13 protein-coding genes are annotated in these 18,050 nt (G+C 64.2%); 12 read left to right on the top strand and 1 reads right to left on the bottom strand.

What is annotated here, in order from left to right:
• Positions 1 to 212: 212 nt before the first annotated feature.
• The 4 genes from C5O79_RS07805 (at position 213) to C5O79_RS07790 (ending at position 6,742) form a co-directional block, all read left to right on the top strand.
• Positions 213 to 2,135, top strand: coding sequence for a PrkA family serine protein kinase (locus C5O79_RS07805; RefSeq protein WP_011351905.1), 1,923 nt, complete (start codon positions 213 to 215; stop codon positions 2,133 to 2,135).
• Positions 2,136 to 2,260: 125 nt separating this feature from the next.
• The gene (locus tag C5O79_RS07800) at positions 2,261 to 3,529 is read left to right on the top strand and encodes a YeaH/YhbH family protein (protein ID WP_046545649.1); all 1,269 of its coding nucleotides are present in this window, start codon (positions 2,261 to 2,263) and stop codon (positions 3,527 to 3,529) included.
• Complete coding sequence (locus C5O79_RS07795) at positions 3,526 to 5,205, top strand: SpoVR family protein (RefSeq protein ID WP_046545650.1); 1,680 nt, start codon at positions 3,526 to 3,528, stop codon at positions 5,203 to 5,205. Before C5O79_RS07800 ends, C5O79_RS07795 begins: the two co-directional genes overlap by 4 nt.
• Positions 5,206 to 5,437: 232 nt before the next feature.
• Positions 5,438 to 6,742, top strand: coding sequence for an MFS family transporter (locus C5O79_RS07790; RefSeq protein ID WP_122473880.1), 1,305 nt, complete (start codon positions 5,438 to 5,440; stop codon positions 6,740 to 6,742).
• Between the two features lie 77 nt (positions 6,743 to 6,819).
• Here the strand turns inward: C5O79_RS07790 and C5O79_RS07785 are convergent, their stop codons facing one another.
• Positions 6,820 to 7,749, bottom strand: coding sequence for a LysR family transcriptional regulator (locus C5O79_RS07785; protein WP_122473881.1), 930 nt, complete (start codon positions 7,747 to 7,749; stop codon positions 6,820 to 6,822).
• 101 nt (positions 7,750 to 7,850) lie between these two features.
• Here C5O79_RS07785 and C5O79_RS07780 point away from each other — a divergent pair, with 101 nt between their 5' ends.
• The 8 genes from C5O79_RS07780 (at position 7,851) to C5O79_RS07745 (ending at position 18,038) form a co-directional block, all read left to right on the top strand.
• Positions 7,851 to 8,888, top strand: coding sequence for an agmatine deiminase family protein (locus C5O79_RS07780; protein ID WP_122473882.1), 1,038 nt, complete (start codon positions 7,851 to 7,853; stop codon positions 8,886 to 8,888).
• A 46-nt stretch (positions 8,889 to 8,934) separates the two neighbouring features.
• Positions 8,935 to 9,849: an N-carbamoylputrescine amidase gene (gene aguB, locus C5O79_RS07775; RefSeq protein WP_122473883.1), complete on the top strand. Its 915-nt coding sequence runs from the start codon at positions 8,935 to 8,937 to the stop codon at positions 9,847 to 9,849.
• Positions 9,850 to 9,859: 10 nt separating this feature from the next.
• Positions 9,860 to 10,972: a polyamine ABC transporter substrate-binding protein gene (locus C5O79_RS07770; RefSeq protein ID WP_122473884.1), complete on the top strand. Its 1,113-nt coding sequence runs from the start codon at positions 9,860 to 9,862 to the stop codon at positions 10,970 to 10,972.
• Between the two features lie 85 nt (positions 10,973 to 11,057).
• The gene (locus C5O79_RS07765; protein WP_122473885.1) at positions 11,058 to 12,170 is read left to right on the top strand and encodes an agmatine deiminase family protein; all 1,113 of its coding nucleotides are present in this window, start codon (positions 11,058 to 11,060) and stop codon (positions 12,168 to 12,170) included.
• An 877-nt stretch (positions 12,171 to 13,047) separates the two neighbouring features.
• Positions 13,048 to 13,575 carry a fimbrial protein gene (locus tag C5O79_RS07760; RefSeq protein WP_235441934.1) on the top strand — a complete coding sequence of 176 codons (528 nt, stop codon included), beginning with the start codon at positions 13,048 to 13,050 and terminating at the stop codon, positions 13,573 to 13,575.
• A gap of 24 nt (positions 13,576 to 13,599) precedes the next feature.
• Positions 13,600 to 14,358 carry a fimbria/pilus periplasmic chaperone gene (locus tag C5O79_RS07755; protein ID WP_046545658.1) on the top strand — a complete coding sequence of 253 codons (759 nt, stop codon included), beginning with the start codon at positions 13,600 to 13,602 and terminating at the stop codon, positions 14,356 to 14,358.
• A 184-nt stretch (positions 14,359 to 14,542) separates the two neighbouring features.
• Entirely contained in the window at positions 14,543 to 17,176 is a 2,634-nt protein-coding gene (locus tag C5O79_RS07750) for a fimbria/pilus outer membrane usher protein (protein WP_240687904.1), read from the top strand.
• A 4-nt stretch (positions 17,177 to 17,180) separates the two neighbouring features.
• Entirely contained in the window at positions 17,181 to 18,038 is an 858-nt protein-coding gene (locus C5O79_RS07745; protein WP_122473887.1) for a fimbria/pilus periplasmic chaperone, read from the top strand.
• Positions 18,039 to 18,050 lie beyond the last annotated feature (12 nt).

The raw sequence follows: 18,050 nt of genomic DNA, 5'->3' as shown, positions 1-18,050 counted from the left end.
CGAGACGCGACGGATGCAGTTTCTGCGGCTCGGGAGGTCGATTGTAAAACGACGAAATGTGTTGTCCAAGCGGTGTTGTCGAGAATGACGAACTTCGTACGAAGAGTTCGTGAAAAAAAATAAGAAAGGGTTTAGGATGAATTCGAACGCGCTTGCTTCTGCGCAGTCGTACGAAGGCAGGCACGTCTTCAGACTCAGGCGAGGGAGGTAGCATGGATATTTACAGCAGCTTCGCGAACCGCTTCGAAAAAACGCGAGAGGAAGAGCTCTCGCTGGAGGAGTATCTCGCGCTCTGCAAGAACGATCCATCCGCGTACGCGACGGCTGGTGAACGCATGCTGGAAGCAATCGGGGAACCTGAACACATCGATACCCGCAACGACCCGCGCCTGTCGCGGATCTTTGCGAACAAGGTCATCAAGGTCTATCCCGCATTCCGTGAGTTCTACGGAATGGAGGAGGTGATCGAGCAGGTGGTCGCCTACTTCCGCCACGCTGCGCAAGGGCTCGAAGAGAAGAAGCAGATCCTCTATCTGCTTGGCCCGGTGGGCGGCGGCAAGTCGTCGATCGCCGAGCGTCTGAAACAACTGATGGAGCGCGTGCCGTTCTATTCGCTGAAGGGTTCGCCCGTCAACGAATCGCCGCTCGGGCTGTTCGACTACGACGAAGACGGTCCGATCCTCGAGGAACAGTACGGCATTCCGCGCCGCTACCTGAAGAACATCCTGAGTCCGTGGGCCGTCAAGCGGCTGCACGAATACAACGGCGACATCCGCCAGTTCCGCGTGGTGCGCCGCTATCCGTCGATCCTGCGGCAGGTCGGCATCGCGAAGACAGAGCCGGGTGACGAGAACAACCAGGACATCTCGTCGCTGGTCGGCAAGGTCGACATCCGCAAGCTCGAACAGTACGCGCAGGACGACGCCGATGCGTACAGCTACTCGGGCGGCCTGTGCCTGGCGAACCAGGGGCTGCTCGAGTTCGTCGAAATGTTCAAGGCGCCGATCAAGGTGTTGCACCCGCTGCTCACCGCCACGCAGGAAGGCAACTTCAAGGGCACCGAGGGCTTCGGCGCGATTCCGTTCGACGGGATCATCCTCGCGCACTCGAACGAGTCGGAGTGGAAGGCGTTCCGCAACAACCGCAACAACGAGGCACTGCTCGACCGGATCTTCGTCGTGAAGGTGCCGTACTGCCTGCGCGTATCGGAAGAGACCAAGATCTACGAGAAGCTGATCCGCAACTCGTCGCTGGCCGAGGCCGTCTGCGCGCCGGGCACGCTCAAGATGATGTCGCAGTTCTCGGTGCTGTCGCGCCTGCACGAACCGGAGAATTCGAGCCTGTTCTCGAAGATGCAGGTGTACGACGGCGAGAACCTCAAGGACACCGATCCGAAGGCGAAGTCGTACCAGGAATACCGCGACTACGCGGGCGTGGACGAAGGGATGACGGGCGTGTCGACACGCTTCGCGTTCAAGATCCTGTCGCGCGTGTTCAACTTCGATTCGAGCGAGGTCGCGGCCAACCCCGTGCACCTGATGTACGTGCTCGAACAGCAGATCGAACGCGAGCAGTTCCCGCCGGAAACCGAGCAGAAGTACCTGTCCTTCGTGAAGGACGTGCTCGCGTCGCGCTACGCGGAATTCATCGGCAAGGAGATCCAGACGGCCTACCTCGAGTCGTATTCGGAGTACGGCCAGAACATCTTCGACCGCTACGTCACGTATGCGGACTTCTGGATCCAGGACCAGGAATTCCGCGATCACGACACGGGCGAGAGCTTCGACCGCGCCGCGCTGAACGCGGAGCTGGAGAAGATCGAGAAGCCGGCCGGCATCAGTAATCCGAAGGATTACCGCAACGAGATCGTGAACTTCGTGTTGCGTGCACGGGCGGCGAATGCAGGCAAGAACCCCGTGTGGACGAGCTACGAGAAGTTGCGCGTCGTGATCGAGAAGAAGATGTTCTCGAACACCGAGGAACTGTTGCCGGTGATTTCGTTCAACGCCAAGGGTTCGGCGGAGGAGCAGCGCAAGCATGAAGACTTTGTGAACCGGATGGTCGCGAAGGGCTATACGCCGAAGCAGGTGAGGCTGCTTTGCGACTGGTACCTGCGCGTGCGCAAGTCGTCATGACGCGCGCGGTACCGCGCCCGTACGGCGTCGCCGTACGGGTGTTTTCAGAGACGCCGCCCGCATGACGGGAGACGGCATGTGCGGCGAGCGTCCCGGCATATCGATTTTCGAGCGGGAGACCGGGAGTGCTTCATCAAATCATCGACCGCAGGCTGGCCGGCAAGAACAAGAGTATCGCCAACCGCGAACGCTTTCTGCGTCGCGTCAAGAACTACATTCGTCGTGCCGTGTCCGATGCGGTGCGCGACCGTAGCATCAAGGATATCCAGAGCACGCAAAGCATCACGATTCCGCGCAAGGACATCGCGGAGCCGAATTTTCGGCACGCCCCTGGCGGACGTCGTGAATACGTGCACCCCGGCAACGAGGACTACGTGCGCGGCGACAAGATCCCGCGCCCGCAGGGCGGCTCGGGCGGCGGGGGCAGTCAGGCGAGCAACGAGGGCGAAGGGCAGGACGACTTCGTGTTCGAGTTGTCGCGTGACGAGTTCATGCAGTACTTCTTCGACGATCTAGAACTCCCGCGCCTCGTGAAGACGCACCTGCTGACGGTGCCGAGCTGGAAGAACGTGCGCGCGGGCTGGTCGGCGGAAGGCACGCCGAACAACATCGACGTCGTGCGTTCGCTGCGCAGCGCGCTCGGGCGTCGCATCGCGCTCGGCTCGCCGCTCGTCAACGAGCTGCGCGAACTCGAGGCGCAGCTCGAGGCGATGAAGATCGATCCGGAAGACCGGCGCGCGGAGATCGCGGTGCTCGAGGCCGAGATCCATCACCTGAAGGGGCGCATCTGGCGGATTCCGTTCATCGACCCGTTCGACCTGCGCTACATCAACCGCGTGAAGCAGCCGCAACCGTCGAGCCAGGCCGTGATGTTCTGCCTGATGGACGTGTCGGGCTCGATGGACGAGCAGCGCAAGGATCTGTCGAAGCGCTTCTTCATCCTGCTTTACCTGTTCCTCAAGCGGAACTACGAGCGCATCGAGGTCGTGTTCATCCGTCACCACACGCGCGCCGAGGAAGTCGACGAAGATACCTTCTTCCATTCGACCGAGAGCGGCGGCACGGTGGTGTCGAGCGCGCTCGAGCTGATGCGCAAGGTGATGAACGAGCGCTACTCGCCGACCGAGTGGAACATCTACGGCGCGCAGGCGTCCGACGGCGACAACTGGACCGACGATTCGCCCAAGTGTCGCAAAATCCTGGAAGAGGATATCCTCACGAAGACGCGTTACTTCGCGTATATCCAGGTCGCGCCGGAAGAGCAGAACCTGTGGCTGGAATACGCGCAACTGGCCTTGTCGCAGCCGCATCTCGCGATGAAAAAAGTGGAATCGGCTGCGGACATCTACCCGGTGTTTCGCGAATTGTTCGAAAAGCAGGTGGAAATGTCATGACGACCCGCCATCTGCACAACGAGTCGCGCGGCTATGCGCCGCGCCCTTCCGGCGACGACACGGCCGGCCCTGCCGCATCGCAGCAAAGCGGGCAGGCCGAACCACCGCCGCCGGCCGCCGACTTGCCCGGCTCCGGGCAAAAGGAAGCGCGTATGAACGTTGCCGAACGCAAGCCGCTGCCGTGCCCGTCCGACTGGACGTTCGAACTGCTCGAGGAATACGACACGCACATCTCGCAGGTCGCCGAACAATACGAACTCGACATCTACCCGATCCAGCTCGAACTGATCAGCGCCGAGCAGATGATGGACGCGTACGCGTCGGTCGGGATGCCCGTCAACTACCGTCACTGGTCGTTCGGCAAGCATTTCCTGTCGACCGAGAAGAGCTACCGTCGCGGCCAGATGGGGCTCGCGTACGAAATCGTCATCAACTCGAACCCGTGCATCGCGTACCTGATGGAAGAGAACACGATGACGATGCAGGCGCTCGTCATCGCGCACGCGGCGTACGGGCACAACTCGTTCTTCAAGGGCAACTACCTGTTCCGGCTGTGGACCGACGCACACGCGATCATCGACTATCTCGTGTACGCGAAGAACTACGTCGCGGAATGCGAGGAACGCTACGGCCTCGATCGCGTCGAGGAACTGCTCGATTCGTGCCATGCGCTGATGAACTACGGCGTCGACCGCTACAAGCGGCCGCAGAAGCCCTCGCTGTCGAAGGAAGCTGCGCTGCGGCGCGAACGCGAGGCGTACCTGCAGTCGCAGGTGAATGAACTGTGGCGCACGCTGCCGGGCAAGAAACCCGAGCTGATGGAAGAGCAGGAAGACCGCTATCCGCCCGAGCCGCAGGAGAACCTGCTGTATTTCGCGGAGAAGAATGCGCCGCTGCTCGAACCGTGGGAGCGGGAAGTGATCCGCATCGTGCGCAAGATCGGCCAGTATTTCTACCCGCAGCGGCAGACGCAGGTGATGAACGAAGGCTGGGCGACGTTCTGGCACTACACGCTGCTGAACACGCTGTACAACCAGGGGAAGCTGGAAGACAGCTTCATGATGGAGTTCCTGCACTCGCACAGCAACGTGGTCTACCAGCCGCCCGTCACGAAGCCGTACTACAGCGGGATCAACCCGTATGCGCTCGGCTTCTCGATGATGAGCGACATCCGGCGGATCTGCGAAGCGCCGACGGAAGAAGACTACAAGTGGTTTCCGGAGATCGCGGGCACCCCGTGGCTGCCGGCGATGCACTATGCGATGCGCAACTTCAAGGACGAGAGCTTCATCGCGCAGTATCTGTCACCGAGCCTGATCCGCGACATGCGGCTCTTCTCGGTGCTCGACGACGACATGCGCGATTCACTCGAGGTGTCGGCGATCCACGACGATTCGGGCTACCAGTACGTGCGGCAGGCGCTGTCGCGGCAGTACGACATCCATCACCGCGAGCCGAACATCCAGGTGTGGGCGGTGAACACGCGCGGCGACCGCAGCCTCACGCTGCGCCACTTCATGACCGACAACCGCCACCTGTCGAACGACAGCGACGAGGTGCTCAAGCACATGGCGCGGCTCTGGCAGTTCGACGTTTTCCTGGAAAGCGTCGACGAGGCCGGTACCGTGCGCAAGCGCTACGAGTGCCGCTATGTGCCGCCGGAGGTGCGGATCTGAACATCGGCAGCGGAGAGTTTGCACCGGACGCCAGCCCGCGGGCTGGCGTTTTCATATGACGAGCACGTGGCGGGAGAAAAATTTTCTACATCCGGACGAACCCGGAGAGCCCGTTACTTTACATTTCGCTAAAATCCCGTAGCGCCGTGCCCCGGAACCGGTGCCACGCGCGACCGCACGCGGCGGCCTCCGCCGTCTCGCCCAGAAAGCACTAAAAGGAACTGACCCATCCATGGACGTCCAGAGCGACCAAGCTGCGCTGTCCGCGCATGACACCCGGCGGCGCGTGTTCGCCATCGTCGGCGCCTCGTCGGGCAACCTCGTCGAGTGGTTCGACTTCTACATCTACTCGTTCTGTGCGCTGTACTTCGCGCCGGCATTCTTCCCGAGCGGCAACACGACGACGCAGCTGCTGAACACGGCAGGCGTGTTCGCGGCCGGCTTCCTGATGCGTCCGATCGGCGGCTGGCTGTTCGGCCGCATCGCCGACCGCCACGGCCGTCGCAACGCGATGATGATCTCGGTGCTGATGATGTGCGGCGGTTCGCTCGTGATCGCGGTGTTGCCGACCTATGCGCAGATCGGCTCGCTCGCGCCGGCGTTGCTGCTGGTCGCGCGGCTGTTCCAGGGGCTGTCGGTGGGCGGCGAATACGGCACGAGCGCGACCTACATGAGCGAGGTGGCGCTGAAGGGCCGCCGCGGCTTCTTCGCGTCGTTCCAGTACGTGACGCTGATCGGCGGCCAGCTGTGCGCGCTGCTCGTGCTCGTGATCCTGCAGCAGACGCTGTCGGCCGACGAACTGAAGGCGTGGGGCTGGCGCATTCCGTTCGTGGTCGGCGCGGCGGCCGCGCTGATCTCGCTGTACCTGCGCAAGTCGCTCGACGAGACATCGACGTCCGAATCGCGTGACAAGAAAAACGCGGGCACGATCCGCGGCGTGTGGCAGCACAAGGGCGCGTTCTTCACGGTGGTCGGCTTCACGGCCGGCGGCTCGCTGATCTTCTACACGTTCACGACGTACATGCAGAAGTACCTCGTGAACACGGCCGGCATGCATGCGAAGACGGCCAGCAACGTGATGACCGTCGCGCTGCTCGTCTACATGCTGATGCAGCCGGTGTTCGGCGCGCTGTCCGACAAGATCGGCCGCCGCACGTCGATGATCCTGTTCGGTTCGTTCGCGGTGATCGGCACGGTGCCGCTGATGCATGCACTGAAGGACGTGACGAGCCCGGTGGCCGCATTCGTGCTGATCACCGTTGCGCTCGCGATCGTCAGCTTCTACACGTCGATCAGCGGCCTGATCAAGGCCGAGATGTTCCCGCCGGAAGTGCGCGCGATGGGCGTCGGCCTGTCGTACGCGGTCGCGAATGCGATCTTCGGCGGTTCCGCCGAGTACGTCGCGCTGTGGTTCAAGTCGATCGGCAGCGAGGAAACCTTCTATTGGTACGTGACCGTGCTGTGCGCGATCTCGCTGCTCGTGTCGTGGCGGATGCGCGATCCGAGCAAGGAAGGGTATCTGCGTCACGAGCCGTGATTGGCTGCGCATTGCGCGCATTCGTATCATGACAAACGTCCCGCCAGCTGGCGGGACGTTTTTTTTGCGGCGTGCGATTACGCGGGCGGAGGCGGCGCGTGGGCGGGCGCCGGATCGGACGCGCTCGACAGGCTGCCTTGCTCGACGAGCCATTCGAACATCCGCTCGACGATCGGCGAGCGCGACGGGCCTTCCATGCGCGACAGCCACCACGTGGTGCCGGGCAGGCGCGGGTAGTCCGCGAGCACGGTCAGCGTGCGCTGGTCGATACCCGCCTGCGCGACGAGGCGCGGCAGGCACGCGATGCCGCGGCCGCGCAGCACCGCGTCCAGCACGAGCCGCTGGTCGTCGTAGATCGCATGCATCCGGAAGGCCGACAGCTGCTCGCGAAACACCGTCGCCAGCCGCTCGTCGGTCAGGCTGGCTTCGAGACAGATGACGCCCGCATGCCGCGGGTGCTCGTCGCGCGGCACGCGTTCGAGTTGTTCCGCCAGCGGCGTCGCGCATACCGTCACCCATTCGTCCCGCATGAACGGGATATCCAGCAGGCCGGGCTGCAGCATCGGCCGCGTGCCGATCGTCATGTCGACGTCGATCTCGTCGACGTAGCGTGCGGTTTCGTCGGTCGACAGCAGCGGGCACAGATCGGGCAGGGCCTGCTGCAACTGCTCGAGGCGCGGCTGCAGCCAGCCGTGCAGCAACGGCGCGGGACACACCAGCACGACCAGCCCCGGGTTCAGGTAGGTCGCGATGCGGTCGAGGCCGCCTCGCAACGTGTCCATCGCGCGCTGCACGCTGCGCTGCAGGACCTCGCCGGCGATGGTCAGTTCGACGCCGCGACCGCGCCGGCGGAACAGCGGCTGCCCGAGTTGCGCTTCGAGCTGCTGGATCTGATGGCTGATCGCCGATTGCGACAGGTGCAGCTCGTCGGCCGCGCGCGAGAAATTACCCAATCGGGCCGCGGCTTCAAAGCCGGTCAGCAGTTTCAGCGACGGAACGCGTTGCATCGAGATATGAGGTGAATTGATTGATTTGGCCAAGAAATATCAATATTCATCAAGTTTAACCTGACGCACAATCGGCCATCAATCACAACGGAGACGGAACGATGGGTCGCTTTGATGCTCGCCGGCGCGGTTACCGGATGCCCGCGGAATGGGAATCCATGGATGCCACGTGGCTCGGATGGCCGGTTCTCCACGATCGCGAGGATCTGTGGGGGAGCCATTACGCGCAGGTGTGCCGTGAATTCGCGTTGGTCGCGCGGACGATCGCCCGCTACCAGCGCTGCGTGGTGGCCGCGCACTACGGCCAGGCCGATGCCGCGCGCGAGATGGTCGGTGCGAGCGTCGACGTGCTGCCGGTCGCGGCCGAGGACAACTGGCTGCGCGACTGCGGGCCGATCTTCCTCTTGAGCGAACAGCGCGGGCTGGGCGCGGCCGTGTTCCGCTTCAACAGCTGGGGCGAGAAGTACCAGCCGTACGACGGCTGCCAGCAGGCCGGGCAGGACATCGCACGCGCGGCCGGCGCGGAGATCTTCAACTCGCACATGGTGCTGGAGGGCGGCGCGTTCTATGTCGACGGGCAGGGCACGCTGATCACCACCGAGAGCTGCCTGCTGCATCCGAATCGCAATCCGCACCTGAGCCGCGCGGAGATCGAGGCGGAGCTGCGCCGCATGCTGGGCGTCGAGAAAATCATCTGGCTGCAGGGCAATCCCGACGAAGTGGAGACGAACGGGCACGTGGACGGCATCGCGTCGTTCATCGCACCGGGCCGGATGCTGTGCCAGACCGCGCTGCCGGAGCAGGGCGACTATTTTCACGTGATGCGGGAAAACCGCCGCGCGCTGGAGCTCGCGACCGATGCGGCGGGGTGCCGATTCGAGTTGCTCGACCTGCCGTCGCCGATCGTCACCGAACGCTTCGGCTCCGAGCGCTACTGCGATTGCTATGCGAACTACATCCTGGTGAACGGCGCGGTGATCGTGTCCGCGTTCGGCGTCGAGCAGGATCAGGCGGCGCGCGAGGTATTCGGTCGCGCGTTCCCCGGGCGTAACGTGGAGATGCTGCCGATCCCGACGCTGTCGATCGGCGGCGGCAGCATCCACTGCTCGACGCAGCAGCAGCCGTCCGTCGCGAACTGAGCGACGTTTCGTCAGCGGTTTACGGTTCGACCGAGGAGCAATCGCAATGCCGTCCAAACACATCACCGTCGCCGCCGTCCAGATGGCGTCGGGCAGCTGGAATCTCGAAGACAACATGGCCACCGCGGAGCGCCTGATCCGCGCGGCCGCCGCACAGGGCGCAAATCTCGTGCTGTGCCCGGAGCTGTTCGCGATGCCGTACTTCTGCCTCGACCAGAACGTGCGCCATCTCGAACTCGCGCAGCCGTTCGAAGGCAACGCGCAGATCGCCCGTTTCGCGGCGCTGGCCGGCGAACTCGGCATCGTGCTGCCGATCGGCTTCTTCGAGCGTGCAGGCAATGCCGCGTTCAACTCGATCGCCGTGGCCGACGCGGACGGGCGCGTGCTCGGCGTCTATCGCAAGACCCATATCCCGGACGGGCCGGGTTATACGGAGAAGTTCTATTTCACGCCGGGCGACACCGGCTTCAAGGTGTGGGACACGCGTTTCGGCCGGATCGGCATCGGCATCTGCTGGGACCAGTGGTACCCGGAGACGGCGCGCAGCCTCGCGCTGATGGGCGCGGAGATCCTGTGCTTTCCGACCATCATCGGCTCGGAGCCGTTCAGCAGTGAGTTCGATTCGTCCGGCCACTGGCAGCGCACGATGCAGGGCCACGCGGCCGCCAACATGGTGCCGCTGGTGGCCGCGAACCGGATCGGCCGCGAAGTCGGCTTCGGCAATGGCAATCCGGCGCAGCAGGGGCTCACCGGCGTGTTCTACGGGTCGAGTTTCATCGCGGATCACACCGGCGAGAAGCGCGCCGAGGCGAACCGCACCGATGAAGCCGTGCTCGTGCACACGTTCGATCTCCACGCGATCCGCGCCGACCGGCAATCGTGGGGCTTTTTCCGCGATCGTCGCCCGGAGATGTACCGCACGTTGCTGACCAGCGACGGCGTGTCGTCGTGTTATCGGTGAGGGACGCGCGATGAAACGGAAAGGCGGGTTGCGCTTCGCGGTGCCGGGCCTCGCGCTGTGCGTGCTGGCCGGCACGGCTCGCGCCGACGAAGAGAAGGTGCTGAACCTGTACAACTGGAGCAGTTACTTCGCGCCGGATACGTTGGCCGGCTTCGAGAAGGAAACCGGCATCAAGGTGCGCTACGACGCGTACGACAGCGACGAGACGCTGCAGTCGAAGCTGCTGACCGGCAACAGCGGCTACGACCTCGTGTGGCCGACCAACGACTTCATGGCCAAGCAGATCCAGGCCGGCGTGTTTCGCAAGCTCGACAGGAACCGCCTGCCGAACCTGAAGTATCTCGATCCGTCGCTCGTGAAGCAGATGGCGCAATCCGATCCGGGCAACCAGTACGGCGTGCCGTACATGTGGGGCACCGTGGGCGTCGGCTACGACCGCGCCAGGGTGCGCGCGATCCTCGGCAAGGACATGCCGGCCGACAGCCTCGACCTGCTGTTCAAGCCGGAGATCGCGGCGCGCGTCGCCGCGAAATGCGGGCTGGGGCTCCAGGATTCCGCGAGCACCGTGCTCCCGCTGGCGTTGCGCTACATCGGCCGCGATCCGATGCATCCGTCCGCGCAGGACTATGCGGCCGCGCAGGCGATGCTGATGAAGATCCGGCCGTTCATCCGCGAGTTCGTCAATTCGTCCGATGCCAACGAACTGATCGACGGCGAGCTGTGCGTGACGGTCGGCTTCTCCGGCGCGATCAGCCTGGCCGCGCAGAAGGCGAAGGCGCGCGATCCGAAACGCGACGTCGTGTACGACATTCCGCGGATCGGCACCCTGATGTGGTTCGACGCGATGGTCATTCCGGCCTCCGCGAAGCATCCGGACAACGCGCATGCGTTCATCAACTACATCCTGCGCCCGGACGTGATCGCGAAGATCTCGAATTCGACGCGCTATGCGAATGCGAACCAGGGCGCGCTGAAGCTGATGGACCCGGCGCTGGTACGCAATCCGGGCATTTATCCGGACGAGGCGACGCGGCGTACGCTGTTCACGCCGATCGCCGAATCGCCGGCGGCGATGCGTCTGGAAGGCCGGACCTGGCTCGGCTTCAAGACGGCGCGGCCGTGACCGCGCATCACGAAGTCACCGAACGATTGAAACCACCGAAGCAAACGAAGCAAACGAAGCAACCGGCAAGCGAAAGAGGAATGCCATGACAACGAGACGTCAACTGTTGAAGCGCGGCCTGTCCGTATCGGGGGCGGCGCTGGCCGCCGGCGCGCTGGGCGGGTTGCTCGGCCGCGCCGCGCACGCGCAGCAGGGCGCAACCTGGCACATGCCGGACGAGGGGGCGCCGCATACGGCGACCTGGATGGCGTTCGGCCCGAGCGAGGACATCTGGGGCGCGCGGCTGTTGCCCGTCGCGCGCGCGAACCTGGCCGCGATCGCGAAGGCGATCGCCGCGCACGAGCCGCTCAAGATGCTGGTGCGCGAGCAGGACTATGCGATCGCGTCGCGGCTGTGCGGTTCATCGGTCGAGCTCGTCCAGCGCCCGGTCGACGATCTGTGGATGCGCGACACGGGGCCCGTATTCGTGAAGAACGCGTCGGGCCAGCTCGGTGGCGTGAGCTTCAATTTCAACGGCTGGGGCAACAAGCAGGAGCACGACCATGACGCGGAAGTCGCGCCGTTCGTGGCGGAGCGCGCCGGGGCGCGGCTGGTCGACACACGGCTGGTGCTCGAAGGCGGCGGCATCGAGGTGGACGGCGAGGGCACGGCGATCGTCACCCGCAGCTGCGTGCTCAATCCGAACCGCAATCCGGGTGTTAGCCTGGCCCAGTGCGAGGCGGAGTTGAGCCGGCTGCTCGGGTTGAAGAAGATCATCTGGCTGCCGGGCATCGCGGGCAAGGACATCACCGACGGGCATACCGATTTCTATGCGCGCTTCACGAGCCCGGGTGTCGTGGTGGCCGGACTCGATACCGATCCGTCGTCGTACGATCACGCGGTGACGCGGCAGCATCTGGAGATCCTGCGGAAATCCACCGATGCGAAGGGCCGCCCGTTGAAGGTCGTCGTGCTGCCGGGCCCGAAGTCCGTTCGGCATCAATACGAGAACGACGAATTCGCGGCCGGCTATATCAACTTCTACGTGTGCAATCGTGCGGTGATCGCGCCGCAATTCGGCGACAGCCGCGCCGACCGCAATACGCGCGACACGCTCGTCGACCTGTTTCCGGGGCGCGAGATCATCCAGCTGAACGTCGACGGCATCGCCGCGGGCGGCGGCGGCATCCACTGCTCGACCCGCGAAGTGCCGGCGTGAGCGTGTCCCGTCATATCGATATTGAAATCGATTCGTTGTCCGTGACGGCCGAATTCCTTAATCTGGGCCTGTAGTTCGTGTGACACCTCCTTGACTGGGATTCGCGCCCGCTGCTTGCAGCGGGCGTTTTTTTTGCGCGCTGCGTTCGTAGCCGCCCGACGGTACGCGGGCGGGGGCGGTGCCAAACCGGAATGACGCACATCGGACGAGTCCATGACGACACGTATATCGATGCGACAGCGGAAAAGTCTGTCGTCCGCCATGACGAATCGGTACGGAAGGCGTAATCCAGTTGCCGGTCCGCGATATTCCCGATCAATTATTGGCTGAAGATTGGCGTGCGACGTACGCCTATGAGATTTGTACTAAATCCAATTCAATTTCAATAAGACTTCATCGTAAGACCGAAGCGATGCGTCATTAATTTGGAGCGGGCGATAGATTATTTCGGATCGTATTTCATTCGGAATGAAGGATGCCGATTGGACCGCTTCTCGAAACTTCGCTCCGATGGCGGCCATTGGTCGAAGCACCGTGAGTACTTGCGAAGCCTGCATCGGTGCGCCGGCGTTGGATCGTCGCGCTCATGCGAATTCCTCATGTTTCGATAAATTGGGCGAATATTTCATACTCGTACGATATCGAAAAATTATTTTAATTAATAAAATTTGCCGGTCGTCAAATTTCCGGCCGAAACTATTTTTCCATTCCGGGGTGAGGCGACCCGGTTCGTGCTGCGGGTAATCGGCAAAAAGGATCGAATGCCGCGGCTTCGAACGGGCTGTTCCGAGAAAACGTCAATTTTTAAAGGAATTCAACGATGAAGATGAATCTGCTTCGGGGTTGCGTCGCCGCAGGTATCACGAGTGCTGCGCTCATGCCGTCGGTCTCCCAGGCATTCGACGGCGAGCTTGCGTTCTACGGCAGCATCTCCGACGTCACCTGCAACATCGACGGTGCAGCGCCGGGTGCCGGCAATCGCAAGGAAGTGCAACTCGGCGACCGGATCGGCACGGACACGTTCACCGAAATCGGCAAGACTTCGAATCCCGTCACGTTCAACCTGAACATCGGCGGCAATGCGGGTTGTACCAACGGCACGAAGGTCCTGGTCGAATTCGATCAGCGGTCGATCAACATCAATCCGGTGACCGGCAACCTCAAACTCGTCGGCACCAAGCCGGCGGAAGGCGTCGAAATCCAGATCATGGACGCAGGGAACGGCAAGAACGGCAAGATCATGCTCGGCCAGCCGCAAAACATCGCGGACGCCCAGGTCGCGACCGTCGCGAACAACACCGCCACCCTGTCCTATGCGGCGCAGTACGTGTCGACGGCCGCGCCGGCTGCCATCAAGACGGGTTCGGGCAACTCGTTCATCCGCTACGTGCTCGCCTATCACTGATCGATGCCATCCCTGTTCCACGTCATGAACCTGTCCATTCGCTCCGTTCGTTTGCAAGCCCTGGCCGGGGTCGTGGCGTGGGCTGCCTGTGCCACGCTGGCACAGGCAGCGCTGCTGCTGGACGGTACCCGGGTGATTTTTCCCGAGCGTGCTCGCGATGTGACGGTCCGGATGAAAAACGCCGGTACCGAACCGGTACTCGCGCAGAGCTGGATCGACGACGGCCGTGCCGACGTGCCGCCCGAGCAGATGCGCACGCCGTTCGTGGTTGAGCCGACGCTGGCGCGCGTCGAAGCCGGGCGAAATGCCGTGCTGCGCATCACGAACATGCAGGCACAACTGCCGGCCGACCGCGAATCGGTGTTCTGGCTGAACGTGCTCGAGGTGCCGGCGGTGCAGCAGGACACGGACAATCGCCTGCGCTTTGCGTTCCGGACCCGCATCAAATTGTTCTACCGCCCCACGGCGCTTGGGAACGACGTCGATACCGCAGTGGACAAGCTGGTCTGGAAGGTGTCGGCCGACGCGGCTCACGCGGGCGGACAACCGATATCGCTCGAGGTTTCCAATCCGACGCCGTATTACGTGTCGTTCGGCATGGTCGAGGGCGACGTCGGGGGAGCCTTCATCCCGGCCGGCGGCGGGATGGTCGCACCGTTCGATACGCAGCGCTTCCCGTTGCCCGGCACCACCGCGCGTTCGCAGCGCCCGACGGCCGTGCGGTACATGGCGATCGACGACTACGGCGGCCGCAGCACCATAACTAAAAAACTGACCGACTGAGCAACCGGTTCACGCAACACATCCAGAAGGCACGACACAGCACGCCGGGTCATAAGCTAGATTCGGTATGCTAAACAATTGTATCCTCATGCTTAGTTCGGCGGGTTTTCAATCTTCATGCGCACCGCGGCTTCCGCAGCGTCCTTGTCTGCTGGCCGCCGCATCCGTGTTCGCATCGGTCGCGATGGCGTCCGGGACGAATGGCTTCGCCGCCACGGCGGATACGGTCGACGCCGCCGCGCGGGAGGATGCGCGCCGCTCGACCGCGGGCGTGGCGCCGCGCCTGTCGGCGGGGGGCGCCACGCATTTCGACGATTCGATGCTGATGCACGGCGCGGGCAGCGAGCCGATCGATACGACGCCGTTCGCACATCCGAATGCGGTCGTGCCCGGACTGCATCGGGCCGATCTGATCGTCAATGGTCAGTGGCGTGGCGTGGAAGACATCACGTTCCGCCCCGATGAGCGCGGTGATGTGCTGCCTTGCTACGATCGCACGCTGCTGCAGCGGGCAGGCATCGATCTGGAGCGAAGCGCGCGCGGCCAGGACGGCAGCGAGCCGTCGAATCCGATGCCCGAGGGGACGATCTGCGATGCGCTGTCCCGCTACGTACCCGGCGGCGCGCTGTCGTTCGATGCGGCCGAGCAACGGTTGTATCTGACGGCGCCGCAGTTCTATATGCGGCTCGCGAACCAGAGCACGTACGTTGACCCTTCGAACTGGACGAACGGTGTGCCGGCCGCATGGCTGAACTACAACGCGAGCGCGTTTACGACGCGTTCCGGCGGGTACGAGTTTTCGCAGTTCTACACGGGCATGTCGATGGCGGCGAGTGCGGGTCCGGTCCGGATTCGTCATAACGGCAACCTGACCTGGTCGCAGCGCGGCGGCGCCCGCTATCAACGCGGCTACGTGTACGCGCAAACCGATCTGCCCGCGTGGCACGCGCAGTTGCTGGCGGGCGAGAGCTCGACCAGCGGCGCGATGTTCGATGCCGTGTCGTTCCGCGGCGTACAGCTCGCCAGCGACGATCGCATGTTGCCCGACGAGCAGCGCTACTATGCGCCGGTCGTGCGCGGCGTTGCACAGTCCAACGCCAAGGTGTCGATCTACCAGCGCGGCTATCTGGTGCACGAGACGACCGTCGCGCCCGGGCCGTTCGCGATCGACAACCTGCAGGCGATGAGCTATGGCGGCGACCTGAACGTGACGGTAACGGAAGCCAACGGCGAGACGCGCAGCTTCGTGGTGCCATTCGCGACGACGGTGCAACTGCTGCGTCCGGGCAGCACGCGGTTCAGCGTGATGGCGGGGCAGGCGATCGAACTGGGCGACGATATCGGCCGACAGTACGTCGGCCAGTTTACCGTGCAGCGCGGTGTCAGCAACGCAGTGACGGCATACGGCGGCGGCGCGTTTGCGAGCCGTTACCAATCCGTGCTGACGGGCGTTGCGCTCAATACGTCGATCGGCGGCTTCGCGGCCGATATCACGGTCGCGCGCACGCAGCCGCGTGGCAGTGAGCGCCTGACCGGTTCGAGTATCCGCGTGTCGTACAGCAAGAACCTGCCGAACAGCGGGACGAACTTCTCGTTGCTCGCGTATCGCTACTCGACGAAAGGCTATCTCGGCCTGCGCGATGCGATGCTGCTGAACGGTCGGGGTGATCAGGGCGCAGGGGCGGCCGCGTTTGCGCGGTTGCGCGATCGGGTCGATCTCAACGTGAGCCAGCAGATCGGGCGAGCGGGCAGCGTTTATGCGAACGGGTCGGCGCTCAGCTACTGGGCGGGCGGCGGGCAGACGGTCAGCTTCACGCTTGGCTACAGCACGCAATGGCGTGACGCCACGGTGACCGCGTCGGTGCAGCGCGTGCGCAACCTGTCCGGACGGGAGCCGTCGTTCGACGGCGGGTCAGGCAGTACGCTCGTCAGCCTGAACGTATCGATTCCGTTGGGGCGCAATTCGCGGCGCGCGCCGATCTTCAGCTCGCTCGTCACGCATGACAGCAGCGCCGGCACGAGCGCCACGGCCAGCGTGGCAGGCCGCTTCGGCGAGCGCGGCGACGGTTCGTACTCGGTGGCGTCGAGCTACGACGGCAACAACCGCGGATCGTCGGGCAGTTTCGGCATCGGCTATCAGCGGCCGGCCGTGTCCGTGTCGGCGAACCTGGGCATCGGGCGCGACTATCAGCAGGCGTCGGCGAACGCGACGGGCGGCCTCGTGTTGCATCCGGGCGGCCTGACACCGGCGCCCACGTTGAGCGAGACCATCGGCGTCGTGCACGTGCCGCACGCACGCGGTGCACTCGTCGCGAACACGAGTGCTCGCGTCGACCGCTTCGGCTATGCGGTCGTGCCGAGCCTCATTCCGTATCAGCTGAACAAGATCGACATCGATCCGAAGGACATCGCGGAGGACGTCGAGTTGAAGACCGTCTCGCGCAGCGTCGCGCCGCGCTCGGGCTCGGTCGTCATGCTGTCTTACGACACGCTGAAGGCGCGTGCATTGCTGATCGACGCGCAGACCGACGACGGGCGGCCGCTGCCCTTCGCCGCGCGTGCGCTCGACGCACGCAGCGGCGCTGCGCTCGGCGTGGTCGGGCAGGGCAGCCGACTGTTCGTACGCAGTGCCGCGGACGATGGCCAGATTCGCGTCGAGTGGGGGACGCGTGCCGACCAGCAGTGCGTGATCGATTACGCGGTACCTGCTGAACAGCGCTCGGGGACGGGCTACGTGATGCTGACGGGCGCCTGCCGCGCGGCGACGCTGACGCCGAACGCGCTCGGGCCGCGGGCCGAGCGGGCCGGGGGGCGCTAGCACGATGGATCGTTCACGCTTTCGCTTCGTTCCGCTCGCGCGCCTGTCGTCGCGTCGTGGGTGCCGGCAATGGGTTGCCGGCCGCATCGTGCGAGCGGCGGTGCTGGCCAGCGTCGCGAGCGTCGGCACGCCCCGGTGCGACGCGTCGCTTACCGTCGTCGGCACGCGGTTCGTTTATCCGGCCGATGCGCGTGCGCTGACGATCCTCGCCCGCAACAGCGGCAGCGCGCCCATTCTCGTGCAGGCGTGGCTGGACGACGGCGACTCGAATGCCGACCCGAGCCGGCTGCGCGTGCCGTTCGTCGTCGCACCGCCCCTTGCGCGGCTCGATCCCGGGCAACCGCTGTCGATCCGCGTGCAGGCCGTCGGCGGCGGGCTTGCCTCGGACCGCGAGTCCTGTTTCTGGATCAACCTGCTCGAAGTCCCGCCCGCCGCGCCGACCGGCGAGCCCGTGCTGCGCATCGCCTACCGGTTCAGGATGAAGCTGCTGGTTCGGCCGCCCGGGCTTCGTGGCGAGCCCGACGACGCACCGAGCCGGCTCGCATGGACGCACGACGGCACGCCGGCCGCAGCGTCGATCGCCGCGAGCAATCCCACGCCTTACTACGTGACGCTGACGCGCCTGTCGGTGAACGGCGAACCTGTCGTGCTGAAACACGGCGCGGTGGATGTCGCGCCATTCGGGCGAGCCGAGATCCCGATCGACAGGCAAATCGGCGCGGGCGCGATCGTGTTCGATGCCGTCGACGAGAGCGGCGCATCGCACGAATACCGGGCGCAGGCCGTGCCGCCGTGTCGAGCGGCACGTCAATGTTTGCAGGACCCGTCCTGCCGGGGAGTATCGGCAGGGATTCGACTATAACAAGGGAAAAAC

It is taken from the genome of Burkholderia sp. SRS-25 (genome assembly GCF_004343765.1).
Lineage (GTDB): Bacteria > Pseudomonadota > Gammaproteobacteria > Burkholderiales > Burkholderiaceae > Burkholderia > Burkholderia contaminans.
Note: the sequence above shows the minus strand (reverse complement) of the source record. Positions and strands in the feature narration are given on the sequence as shown.